Source organism: Peribacillus psychrosaccharolyticus ATCC 23296, assembly GCF_000305495.1.
In the GTDB taxonomy this organism is placed as follows: Bacteria; Bacillota; Bacilli; order Bacillales; family DSM-1321; genus Peribacillus; species Peribacillus psychrosaccharolyticus.
The window spans coordinates 37,632-50,199 of the sequence record NZ_AJTN02000206.1 but is presented as its reverse complement, the minus strand read 5'-3'; the positions used below and the strand labels follow the sequence as shown (position 1 = coordinate 50,199).

Annotated in this window: 11 protein-coding genes; 5 read left to right on the top strand and 6 right to left on the bottom strand. The window is 38.4% G+C overall.

Annotated features, from left to right (window positions below):
* On the bottom strand, nt 1–2,299 hold a 2,299-nt coding region (acnA, locus tag WYK_RS14465), incomplete at its 3' end, for an aconitate hydratase AcnA (protein ID WP_040375180.1).
* Between the two features lie 482 nt (nt 2,300–2,781).
* On the bottom strand, nt 2,782–3,297 hold the full coding sequence (locus WYK_RS14460) for a GNAT family N-acetyltransferase (RefSeq protein ID WP_051387536.1): 516 nt from the start codon (nt 3,295–3,297) through the stop codon (nt 2,782–2,784).
* Nucleotides 3,298–3,454: 157 nt separating this feature from the next.
* Here WYK_RS14460 and WYK_RS14455 point away from each other — a divergent pair, with 157 nt between their 5' ends.
* The 3 genes from WYK_RS14455 to WYK_RS14445 all read left to right on the top strand — a co-directional run bounded on the left by WYK_RS14455 (nt 3,455) and on the right by WYK_RS14445 (nt 6,190).
* Nucleotides 3,455–4,213, top strand: a complete 759-nt coding sequence (locus tag WYK_RS14455; RefSeq protein WP_040375179.1) for a phosphorylase family protein — start codon at nt 3,455–3,457, stop codon at nt 4,211–4,213.
* Nucleotides 4,214–4,542: 329 nt separating this feature from the next.
* Nucleotides 4,543–5,802, top strand: a complete 1,260-nt coding sequence (locus WYK_RS14450) for an MFS transporter (protein WP_040375178.1) — start codon at nt 4,543–4,545, stop codon at nt 5,800–5,802.
* A gap of 55 nt (nt 5,803–5,857) precedes the next feature.
* Entirely contained in the window at nt 5,858–6,190 is a 333-nt protein-coding gene (locus WYK_RS14445; RefSeq protein ID WP_040375177.1) for a hypothetical protein, read from the top strand.
* An 87-nt stretch (nt 6,191–6,277) separates the two neighbouring features.
* Here WYK_RS14445 and WYK_RS14440 read toward each other — a convergent pair whose 3' ends face one another.
* Nucleotides 6,278–6,709, bottom strand: coding sequence for an NUDIX hydrolase (locus WYK_RS14440; protein ID WP_040375176.1), 432 nt, complete (start codon nt 6,707–6,709; stop codon nt 6,278–6,280).
* 136 nt (nt 6,710–6,845) lie between these two features.
* On the opposite strand from WYK_RS14440, the gene WYK_RS24005 reads away from it, so the two are divergent.
* Together WYK_RS24005 and WYK_RS23345 are read left to right on the top strand one after the other, a co-directional pair.
* Nucleotides 6,846–6,980, top strand: a complete 135-nt coding sequence (locus WYK_RS24005; protein ID WP_081704895.1) for a small acid-soluble spore protein P — start codon at nt 6,846–6,848, stop codon at nt 6,978–6,980.
* A 111-nt stretch (nt 6,981–7,091) separates the two neighbouring features.
* A complete protein-coding gene (locus WYK_RS23345) occupies nt 7,092–7,466 on the top strand; it encodes a hypothetical protein (RefSeq protein WP_051387535.1) in 375 nt (124 codons plus the stop codon).
* Nucleotides 7,467–7,470: 4 nt separating this feature from the next.
* Here the strand turns inward: WYK_RS23345 and WYK_RS14430 are convergent, their stop codons facing one another.
* From WYK_RS14430 to WYK_RS14420, 3 genes are read right to left on the bottom strand one after another with little or no spacing between them, the layout of a single operon-like run.
* Nucleotides 7,471–8,259, bottom strand: a complete 789-nt coding sequence (locus WYK_RS14430; protein WP_040375175.1) for an acetate and sugar kinases/Hsc70/actin family protein — start codon at nt 8,257–8,259, stop codon at nt 7,471–7,473.
* Between the two features lie 21 nt (nt 8,260–8,280).
* A complete protein-coding gene (locus WYK_RS14425) occupies nt 8,281–11,412 on the bottom strand; it encodes an AAA family ATPase (RefSeq protein ID WP_040375174.1) in 3,132 nt (1,043 codons plus the stop codon).
* Nucleotides 11,409–12,554: an exonuclease SbcCD subunit D gene (locus tag WYK_RS14420; protein WP_040375173.1), complete on the bottom strand. Its 1,146-nt coding sequence runs from the start codon at nt 12,552–12,554 to the stop codon at nt 11,409–11,411. The genes WYK_RS14425 and WYK_RS14420 overlap by 4 nt, the downstream gene beginning before the upstream one ends.
* Between the last annotated feature and the right edge of the window lie 14 nt (nt 12,555–12,568).

Sequence of the window (12,568 nt, the reverse complement as noted above, 5' to 3'; positions counted from 1 at the left end):
CATACAAGCAGTCATAGATAGCCATTACATCGCCAGTTGGCCAGTATGTTGTATAACCGCCCTCTGTACCTGGAGCCACTTGGTTACGAATACGGATATTTGCAAATGTTCCACGCATCATGACTTCATGGTTACCACGACGAGAACCATATGAGTTAAAGTCACGTGGTGTAACACCATTTTCGCGTAGATAAATACCCGCAGGTGTGTCTTTACCAATTGCTCCAGCAGGAGAAATATGGTCAGTTGTTACTGAATCACCGAATTTACCAACAATACGGAGACCATTTAAAGCATCAACTGTTCCTGGTTCTGTTGACAGCCCCTCAAAGAAAGGCGGGTTTTGAATATACGTAGAAGTATTATCAAATGAATAGAGTGCTTCATTACTTGTTTGAATTTCATTCCAGCGCTTGTTATCACTGAATACAGTTTCATATTCTTTACGGAATAGTTCAGGTGTAACTGTTGCTTTAACAGCTGCATTTACTTCCTCTTGTGAAGGCCAGATATCCGCCAAGAATACGTCATTACCATCTTTATCTTTTCCAAGCGAATCGTTTTGCAGGTCAAAGTCAACTGTTCCAGCCAGCGCATAAGCTACGACAAGCGTTGGTGAAGCAAGATAGTTAGCTTTAACTAATGGGTGAATACGTCCCTCAAAGTTACGGTTACCAGAAAGTACAGAAGTCACTAATAAATCTGCTTCAGATACAGCTGCTTCGATTTCTTCTGCTAATGGACCTGAGTTACCGATACAAGTCGTACAGCCGTAACCAACAATGTTAAATCCTAATTGATCCAAGTATGGTTGCAGACCAGCATCACGAAGATAACCTGTTACAACCTTTGAGCCTGGAGCTAATGAAGTTTTAACATAATCCGGTACTGACAGACCTTTCTCAATTGCTTTTTTAGCGATTAGACCTGCTCCAAGCATAACATATGGATTGGAAGTGTTCGTACAGCTTGTAATAGCCGCAATCGCAATCGCACCTGTTTTCATGGTTGTTTCGTGGCCATCAGTGAACTTAACAACAACTTCTTTATCTAATTCAGCTTCTGTTAGACCGAAACCTTGGTTGCCCATTGGAGCATTAATTGCTTCATGGAATGATTTTTTCATTTCTGAAAGTGGAATCAAATCTTGTGGACGTTTAGGACCAGAAAGGTTTGGTTCAATTTTAGAAAGATCGATTTCGACTACATCCGTGTAAGATGGATCTTCATTATCCGGTGTGTAGTATAAACCATTAGCTTTCGTATATGTTTCAACAACTTTAATCAGTGTTTCATCACGGCCAGTTAGGCGCAGATAATCAATTGCTTCTGAATCAACCGGGAAGAATCCACAAGTAGCACCATACTCTGGAGCCATATTCGCAATGGTCGCACGGTCTGCAAGCGGAAGATAGGCAACACCTGGTCCAAAGAATTCAACAAACTTACCAACTACACCATGTTTACGGAGTACTTGTGTCACTTTTAATGCAAGGTCAGTTGCTGTTGTTCCATTTGGAAGTTGGCCAGTAAGCTTCACGCCTACTACTTTAGGAACTGGGAAATATGAAGGCTGTCCAAGCATACCTGCTTCTGCTTCGATACCACCAACACCCCATCCAAGAACACCAATACCATTGATCATTGTTGTATGTGAATCTGTACCAAATACAGAGTCAGGGTATACTTCAAATTCATCAGTGGCAGTTGGAACTGCTTGAACAACATTTGCAAGATACTCAAGGTTAACTTGGTGAACGATTCCTGTTGCCGGCGGAACCGCACGATAATTATCAAACGATTTTTGAGCCCAGCTTAAGAATTGGTAACGCTCAGTATTTCGTGCAAATTCAAGATCCATATTCACTTCTAACGAATCAAGTGTTCCAGCTTTATCAACTTGAACAGAGTGATCAATGACTAAATCTACCGGAATTTCCGGATTAATTTTGTCTGGATCTTCGCCTAATGAAGCCATAGCATTACGTAATGAAGCTAAATCTACGACTGCTGGAACCCCAGTGAAATCCTGCAGGATAACACGTGAAGGCTTAAATGGAACATCGATATCCTTCTGCTCGCTAGTCCCCCACTGAGCGAGATTCTGGACATGTTCTTTTGTGATAACCCTTCCATCAACTTGACGAAGAACAGCTTCTAGAAGAACTTTGATCGAGTACGGTAATTTAGAAACGTTACCGTCTCCTGCTTTTTCAATAGCGTTTAAGTTAAAGTAGTTGTAGCGCTTTCCTTCGATTTCGAAAAAAGAACGCGATTGATATACATCGTTTTTTGACATCATATATTACCCCCTGTGTGACTGTCAGACTACATCTGAACATAAAACGAAAACGTGGTTTGAGATTAAACGCCAAACCATGCTTCCTTCTAACTATATAAAAATTCCCCTGTTTTGTCGAAAAGTTTGAACTTTCTCCCAATCTCACTTTTCTTACATTTCAATAGTAATATAGAATCGTTGATAAGTAAAATACGAGAAGGTTATCGTTCCTGATAAGTTTTTCTTATACTATTACGATATTAGCTCATAATTACATAATTATGGAGAAAAAAAAGAATGTAAATCGAACTTTTATTATGCTGCTAGAACAATTCCTAAAAATAATTCAGATTATTTTCACATAATTTAAGAAATGTGTCGCTTATTAGGACATTTAACAAACAAAAAAACTATAATCCGTTAAATTCCTTGACCAACAACGTTCTATTTTTCCTACATCGATTTACACTTTATATAATAGAAATAATATAAAAAGAGTTCTATTTCAGCTTCTTTTGGTATTGTATCAGCTGCTCGATTCTTCCTAAGTACTCCTCACAACCCACTCTACTGATTTCTTTAAACCCTATTTTCTCAAGCATTTTTCTCGCACGAATATTTCCTTTATGTGTTTCTGCACGAAACGTTGTAATCCCTAAGGTTATAGAGGCATAATCAATCATCCATAGAGCAGAGGTAACTCCGAGTCCTTTTCCCCACAACCTGCTTTCACCAATTGCTATCCCTAATTCTGCAGTAGTTTCTTTTATACATGCTAAATCAATGTAACCAATTAATTTCTCTTTATACTCTATTCCCATTCGAATAAAATCCACAGCTGAGTTATTTACACAATGGAGCCACCATGTATACAGTTCTTCTGGACTTCTGTTGATCTCCCAACCATTGGCTGAACAAAAAGACTCATCTTTACTCCAATTCAAGACACTTTCATAATCAGTAATGAGTAAAGGACGTATTTCAAGCTGAAACTCCTGCTTTTTAGTACCTATCATAATCCCCCCAATATTATTAAACGATCATAACATTCTTCGGTAAAATCTAAGAAATTTATTTTTGAAGTGAAAGGGACTAGTGGTTTTTTACCGAAATTATACAGATGCTGTACTTTTGAAGATGATTAAATAAAAACACACAGAAAGGCGTTTTATTATGAACTTATACGGTAATTTTTCGAAAGAAGAGTGGCTGAAAACATTAAATATTAATGAAACAAACATTCCTTCTGCCTTTATCATTCATGGTGAATGGGAACATGAAGAGAATTTAAAGAATTGGCGAACTATTTTAAGCGAAACTAAATCCCCAAAATGGAACACCTTAATTGGACTCTATAAAGGATCTACTATCGGATATGCTAATGCATATGGCAGTCCTGCAGCAATTAATAGCACCCACCCTTTTGCAGCTGTTGGTACAGATTTGTTCGTTCAGACTGGTTATTTCGGCGGACTTTCACTGGAAGTGAACTATGGGGACCTATTAATAGTCACTGAGGCTGAGATGCAAGATGGAGTATCCAATTGGTACTTTCCTGATGCAAAAACCATAAAATCAGATGAAAGAATTATAAATGCAGCGATTGACTATTGTGAGAAGAAAAAATATCCATACATTGCTGGAAGTATTGTTACGACCAATACATTATTACATGAAACAAATGAACAGATAGCTGCTTCGGTAATGAAGGGTCATTTAGGCATTGATATGGAGACCGCTAGTACCTTAGCAGCAGCAAAAAGGTTTAATAGAAAAGCGATTGGGCTCCTTAACTTGTCCGAACACATACTAAAGGGTGATACCCTATACGCTTATACCAGTGAACGTGAAACAATTGAGGCTGAAACTGACGAGAAAATAAGAGATGTAGCCCTTTACTTGGCTGCTAATACAAATAAATTCACTAATTAAGAACCTCAAAAAGAAGCTGATTCTAAGAGATATTTTTCTTGAATTTTATCTCTTAGCTTTCACTTGTTTCTACATTTATTATCTCCTCCTATAATAATTCGTTTTCCTCTCTCCATGTACGTTGAGCCATCAAATCTTTCCGTCCTTACAAAAGAGTGATTCCATCAATATAATCTGAAATTATTGCAAAGATTTTTCAGTATGATTTTAATATTAAAGAGCACGATAGAAGTATGTTGAAGAATCTCAAAAATAATACTGGAGGATGTCAATTGTCAGTCAGAGGCAGTGTATTTTAGTACTTATCCCAAAACAAAGGCGTGTTAGCATTGGAACATATAGAAACTATTCAACCCATAAAGGACTCAAAAAAGAAAAAAAAGGATACCAAAAATAAACCAAGTAATCAAAAATGGGCTGTCTTGTCTATCTCATCCATTCCACTTGTTATGACCTTAGGAAATTCAATGTTGATCCCAGTTCTTCCGGTAATGGAGAAAAAACTTGATATTTCAGCTTTTCAAACAAGTATGATCATTACAATCTATTCTATCTTAGCCATCATTTTTATCCCGTTTGCAGGATTTTTATCGGATCATATAGGTAGAAAAAAGGTTATTATTCCAAGCTTAATATTAGCAGCTATCGGGGGACTCATTTCTGCTTGGGCCAGTTGGAAAATGGATGACCCCTATACCATGATTTTAATTGGTCGAGCCCTGCAAGGAATTGGCGCATCAGGAGCATTCCCCATAGTCCTGCCTCTCGTAGGAGATATGTTCAAGACCGAGGAAGAAGTCAGTAGTTCCTTAGGTCTGATTGAAACATCGAATACGCTCGGCAAAGTTTTAAGCCCTGTATTAGGAGCTTTTTTAGCAGGATTTGTTTGGTATCTCCCTTTCTTTTCTATCCCTGTTTTTTGTTTAATCTCAGTTTTATTGGTGTTATTTTTGGTGAAAACACCTGCAAAACGACAAAAGCCTCTACCCTTTAAAGAATTTTGGAATACGATTAAAGCCACTTTTAAGAATAATTGGAAATGGCTTTATGCTATTTTTATTATTGGAATTATTCTAATGTTTGTGCTATTTTCCGTTTTATATTATTTATCAGATACGTTAGAAAAAGTCTACGAGATAAAAGACCTTAAAAAAGGCCTTTATCTCGCCATACCCTTAGGTGGTCTTTGCATTGCTTCTTACTTTACCGGCAAGCTGATTAAAGAAAATAAAGTCCTTATGAAATGGATTATTGTAGGCGGAACAGTCCTATTAACAGTCTCAATCGCCATCTTAAGCTTTTCAAAAGTGATGTGGATAATTATTACCTTATTTTTGTTAGCTGGAATTGGAATTGGTGTAGCACTGCCCTGTCTCGATGCATTCATTACCTCTGGTATCGAAAAACAAGAACGAGGCAGTATTTCATCAATATATAGCTCCATGCGGTTCATTGGAGTTGCTGCCGGGCCACCACTCATGACCATTATGATGAAATATGCTGAAAACTCTCTATTTTATATACTAAGTGGATTAAGTCTACTGGCAGTTATTATTACGTTCTTTGCCATTAAGCCTGAAAACGACTAAAAGAAATAAGACTATTGATTTAATTGAAAAATTGAATTTCTTGGAGGAAAAATAAATGTCTGTATTTGTTTATCAAACATTTGAAATTAAACAAGATAAATTTAAGGAATGCATTGAAAATTTGCAAGAAATTAAAAAGTATCGAATTGAAAACTATAGTCACAAAGTAGACATTTTAACACCCATTACCGGAGCAGATCATGTATTCGCACTTTTTTCAACATACGAGGGTCTTGCTGAAATGGAACTGCAGAACAAAAAAATGTTTGATGATGAAGATTATAAAAAGCTAATTGGTGAATTCTTCTTAGAAAACATTAAACAAGGCAGCATGAATACTCAATTTTACCGGACTATGAGTGAAAAGAAAGAAAAGAAAAAAGAGTAAATATGTAAAGGAATGAACCGACCCCCGAAAGTTGGACAATAACTTTCGGGGGTTGGTTCATAACTGGAGTTCCTTTATTTTTATCGTTTAAAATTCTACATAAAATGGATGCTTACTTCCATCCAAACAAGATTCAATTCTTTCTCTGAAATTAGTATACGTGACCATTTCTAAAGCTTGTTCAATTGGATAAAACCCTACCACTAAGCTTTCCGATGAAGTCGTTAATTCGCCCCCTGTTGGTTTTGCTAAGAACAAGGTATTACAAATGGATTGGTTTACGTTTTGAAAAACCCCACAAAATTTCAGTACTTCAATATCGATTCCCGTTTCTTCTTTTGTTTCCCTAATCGCAGCCTCCTTTAAAGACTCGCCTTCTTCAACTTGTCCACCGGGCATTTCCCATCCTCTACGCGGTCCTTTAATTAAAAGTATTTCTCTTTCTTTATTAAGTACAATGGTCGCTGCTGAGACGATATGTTTAGGCGGTGTAAAGATGTCTAGTATACGTTTTTCCAAAAAAGACTCCCCCATTTCTAGTTCATTATAACAGATTTTGGTAAATATTTTTAAAATTATAATAAGCAAGAACGGTATTGCAGCAGGAATAAAATGAAGCCAAATAGTCCATCTTACTAATAAGGAGGGATGCATTATGGAGAAAAACAATGACAAAGATAGTCGAAAAAATGCTCCTAAAGAGGGACAGCCTGCTCCCTTAAGCGGTTCTCATAAAGTTAAAAATAAAAATCATTCCCGTCAAAAGCACAATAGCCATCATGATATGTGAATAAAAAACAGCAATTTTTTCTTTATATTTAGAGAAAAAATTGCTGTTTCTTTTCCCCTTTACAGTCCAGAACATAAGATAGATGAAATGGGCAAAGTAAGGGGTAATCACATGATTATGGATAAAGAAGACCAAATACTATTTGAACAATGGTTAAGGAATTTTTTTGCCGACCCGAATACGAGTTTTCTCGATTTTCAAACATTTCGCCTAGATGCCTTTGAGTATCCGACTCATTATCTTCTAGAAGCTTTATTCGAAAGTAAACCCATAAAAACCATTACCGTTTCTATTGATAAGAACAACCTGACAATCTTTGCAGCAGGCATTCCTGATGGTTTACTAAAACGTAGTTTTACCTTTCCATTTTCTTTAGAAGATCGGACTATTTCAACTGAGCTTTCCACTGATGCATTGCTAGTTAAAATCAGTAAAGGAACCATTAAAAAAGGAACCCCAAGTACACGTATACTTGACGTTCCGTAAGCCTTCAATAGATAAGGGCACCCATGGCACCGCAGAATTGTCCGTTTGCAAGAAAATGAGCCTTACAGCCAAATGCCTCTGTCGCTGCTTTGAGGCTTTTTTCCATGTATGGATGTGCTGTCATTCCACCGGTGTAAACAATATCTACTTCACCCCCTGCCTTAGCTGATTGAACACCAAGAAGCATCGTCGTTTCAGCAATTAATCCGAATAAAGAAGCTGTGACATCCTCTTTTTTAACATCAGCGGTCGTGGCTTTGCCAAAATTACTTGCGGTATAATCACCTGAAATTGGCGGTTCACTTGCATAAATATCACGTACCTGCAAATCTAGTTTAGCGCGATTTCCACTTTCAGCCAGAGCCGCAAGATCAGAAAATGGCCGTTCCCCAACTAGCATCCTTGATAACCCCATTAACATCCCTCCGCCAGTCCCGCTCCCATAAAGATGTTCCGCTGAATTATCTTTGATTGAAAAAAATGATGTGCCTGTTCCTATATTTACTAAGATATAGTTTTTTACGTTCAACTTTTGCGCTGCTGTCATATACATGGCCCCATCCGTAATAGCTGAAAACTCAGCAACCTCTCTGCTATTATCCGAAATTGACAGGAAATGATGTCCTTTCCCGCCCGTTACGTTCCAACGAGCATCAGGAGCTGATATTTGGAGCCATTGCAGAAGAGAATCCATCTGTTGATAGGAGTACTTCTTAAAATGGTACGTACCGTTTTCACTGTAGGCAAGTTTAATCAGTGTACTCCCTGCATCAATTCCAACCTTCTTATCCACATAAATCCCCTCCAGATCGTACTAGCTGATAAATTGAAATTCAGTTCGGCTTCCTAGCTGAGTAGCAATAACTTCAAGACGCGCTTCGATTCTTTCCTTCAGTTCCGGTACATGCGAAATAATCCCCACAAGTCGACCGCTGTTCTGAATATCCATTAGTGCTTCTAATGCCTGATCAAGTGACTCAGGGTCAAGCGTTCCAAATCCTTCATCTACGAACATCGTTTCCAACGATATCCCTCCTGCATGCTGCTGGACAACATCTGCAAGACCAAGTGCCAGTGCAAGGGAAGCCTTAAAGCTTTCACCGCCTGAAAGGGTTTTAACATGACGTTCCTGTCCTGTGTACTGATCGTAAACAGTTAGTTCCAATCCACTTTGAATATTTCTGCGGGTGGGATCAATTTTACGCATGAGTTGGAATCGTCCACTCGTCATTTTATTTAAACGTATATTAGCTTCATTTAAAATTTCGTCTAAAAAAGAAGCGAGAACAAAGCGTTCGAAGGTAATACGGAATGGATTCTGCCCTTTAGACACTTCATGGAGATGGCCAATTACCCGGTATCGATCTTCTATTTCCTTTTGTTCCAAGATCATTCTATCGAGTTTTTCATGAATCTGCTCATTTTTCTGTTTGGCAGATGTCAGTTTAGCAAATAACTGTCGAAGCTCTTCTAAGACATGGTCCGCATTCCTAAATTGTTGCTGCAAGGCTTCAATATCTGGTTTTACTGCACCTTTCAATTTTAATTCTAAATCATGAAAAACATTGGTAACAGTCTGATAACGCTGTTCATATTGTTGTAAATCACTTTCTAATGTCTTTAATTCCGCTTCAGTTTTTTTTGCAGCTACATAGCTTCCGTAAGACTCAAACCCTAGTGCTGTCATTTCTACTTTAAATCTACTTCGTTCCTCGTTTAACTCGATGGTTACTTTTTTCAGTTGGTCCTCGCTGGAAGTGATATTTGCTTTAATTGCGGTTTCTTGTTCTTTTCCCTTCATTAAGGAAGTCCTTGCCGCTTCAAGTGCTTCTTCAAGACGCTTTTGTTCTGTAACAGCTTGTTTTAAAGCCTGATTAAAGGCTTTTGGTTCCCGAATTTCTTCTGGAATGGAAGCCACCGTAGCTGCGAGTTTAGCATTGGCCTCAAGAAGTTGAGTCCTTGCCTTTTCTTCTTTTAGTTTCATGGTTTCAATCTCACTCTTTATCGTTCGCTTCTCTGTTTTTATGCTTGAAATTTTTTCAGAAACACTTGAAATCGTTTGTTTTTTCTTCAGAAGAACCTGTAACTGCTTCTCATCTTCGTGTTTTTTCAGTTGACAGTTGTTTTTATATTCTTCCAATCGAGTTAGTTCGAAATCATCGACTAAAGCCCTCACAGCAGAAAATCGTTCTTGAAAGGTTTCATGAAGAGATTGATAACGGGATTCTGCTTTATAAAATGCGGTTTCTGCACTTGTTTTTTGTTGTTCAGCCTTATTTACTTCTGCTTTTTGTTGTTTCAGTTCATCTTCATCAGGTTGTTCAGCCGATTGAACTGCTTTTGCAGGGTGCTCGTAGGATCCGCATACTGGACACATTTCACCATGCGTAAGAGCAGCCGCTAAAATACCTGCTTGACTCTCTCTCCATTTACTTTCAAGTAGTTCTAAGGCTGTTTTTTGCTGATGGGCACGTTCCACTGCCTGTTTGGCCACTTCTTTTTTTTCATAAAATTCCTCATGTGCTTGTTTAACAAATTGGTCGGATTCCTCAAGCTTTACTAGTTTGGTCAAGAGGTCATCATTTTTGTCTGCCTGCCGCTCTAATTCTGCAAATAAGACGACCGCCTGCTCAGCCTCTGTTTTTAATAGGGCAATCTTTTCCTCATCTATTTCCATTTGAGACAGCTGTTTTTCCAGTCTCACTTGTTCAGTCTGAGTCTGTTTCCAAACACCATTTAAATCATCAGCTGTCTGTTTTTGTTCCGAAAACGTATCCACCATTAGCTTAAGCTGCTGCAAATGATGCACTTTCGCCGATAGTTGTTCTCGATCAGATGTCCTGTCCATCTCAGCATCATATCGTTTTTGCAAAAGAACTGTGTTTTCAAACAGCTTCTTTGCTGTTTCATTTTGCTGATCCAACTGAGTTTGAAGATCTTTTGCCTGTCTGCCCATTCGTAGATAAAACTGTTCTTGCTTTTCAAGAGCTCCTGCTCTTTGCGCCATTTTAATGACAGCCGCTTTGGTTTCCATTTCTGGTTTACGTTTGACCAGCTCGTCCTTTTCTAAACGGAGCTTCTCAAGCTCTTCAAACCTTTTAAGTAGTTCTTGAGCCTGATAAATTTCGCCCTGAATTTTGTCACGAGCTATCTGTTCCTTCTTAATTTTTGCCGTATAAACGTCAAGGCTTTCATTGGCTTTGTTAATTTCTTCGATAAGAAGCGGCAATATCCTTTGTTCATTCGGTTCCTCAGCCATAATCTCTTCAGTCAGAATCGAATCTTCTAGAGACTGAATTTCTTTAATAAGATGAATTCTCGTCTGCCTGCTACGCTCACTCAGCTTTCGCAGTTCGGCTGCATCTTCTTTTAATTTCTCTTCAATTCGCTTGTATAACTCCGTATGAAAAAGTTTCTGCAGAATTAATTCCTTGTCCTTACTATCCGATGTCAAAAGTTTTCGGAACTCACCTTGTGGGATCATAATGATTTGTCTAAATTGATTGGCATCAATCCCCATAATGTGTTTGATTTGTTCATCTACTTCCCGAATATTTGCACCGAGCAGGACTTTCCCGCTATCAGTCAGCTTATATAATTCAGCTTTGGCTCCGACCACAGTATGGCCTTCTCCTGACTTTTTCTTACGCTCCTGTTGAGGTGCTCTTACGATAAAATACGTTTTTCCCCGAAGCTCAAACTCAAGTGATATCTCTGTCCCAAGGTCATCCTCAGCGAACTGGCTTCGTAATTCCTGGCCATTTCTGTCTTCACCGCTTGCTTTTCCGTATATGGCAAAGCTGATTCCGTCGAAAATCGTTGTTTTACCTGCACCTGTTTTACCAGAAATCACAAACATTGTCCGATTTTCCAGTTGTTTAAAATCGATTACTTCCCTGCCTGCATATGGCCCGAAAGCCTGCATTGTCAGTACAAGAGGTTTCACTTCACTTCCTCCTCTTTCTTAACTTTTTCAATAACAGATGTCATTACAGCTCGTTTGGAACCATCAAAATCACGTTCTGTCATTTCCGCATAAAAGGTTTCAAATAAATCAAGTTCTGACTTTTTTTCATCTCTAATTGAAGAAAAAGATTGTTTCCGCCGATTATCAGATAAATCCCATTTCCTTTCTAAATGAAGGATATTAGGATAAATTTGTCTGAGTCGATTCATAGGATCTAAAACTGCTCCATCATCTAACAACGTCACCTTTAAATAGTCTTCCACTTGTTGTGCTTGATAGAAATGAGGATCAAGAAGCTCGTCCATATATCCTTCAAGTTCACGCAGGTCATACAGAGGTTTAAGTGGGTGGTAGCGTAAGTCGAAACTACCGTCACTATTCATTTCAACAATTGAAAGTGATTTGTTTTGCTTGGCCTCGGAAAAAGAATATTTAAGCAAAGAACCTGAATAATGAACCTTAGGATGTTTCAACGCATCAGGACTATGCAAGTGACCTAAAGCAGTATAATCAAATGCATCAAACAAGTTTGCCTGAACACAGCCAGAGCCTCCAACTGACAGCACTCGTTCAGAATCGGACGTTTGCCCGCCAAGTACGAATGCATGTCCAACAAAAACATTTGGTTCATTTGGGTTTAAATTTTGCTCAATTCGGCTTGTAATCTCACGCATAGCATCTTGATGAGAGTGAATCCCGTCGTCTCCCAACACTTGACGGACGATACCAGGTTCTGCATAAGGCACACAATAAAAATTGACGCCGCCTACATTAACTGGCGCTAAGTCTTCTGATAGTTTCCCTTCAATATAAAGCTGACTATGACGATACCAGGAAGATCCAAATGATAAACGTTCTGCGCTATCATGATTTCCCGAAATAGCGACAATCGGTGTTTTCATTTTGACATTTATGGTTAATAGAATTTCATCCAATAACTCGACCGCTTCTGTAGGCGGAACGGATCGATCATATAAATCACCGGCAATGACGAGTGCATCCGGCTTCTCTTCCTCTATCACATCTATCAGCTGCCACAACACGTGACGTTGGTCTTCTGTCATATGCACCCCGTGAACAATCTTCCCTAGATGCCAATCTGCTGTGTGTATAAATTTCATCTATTTCACTCCGA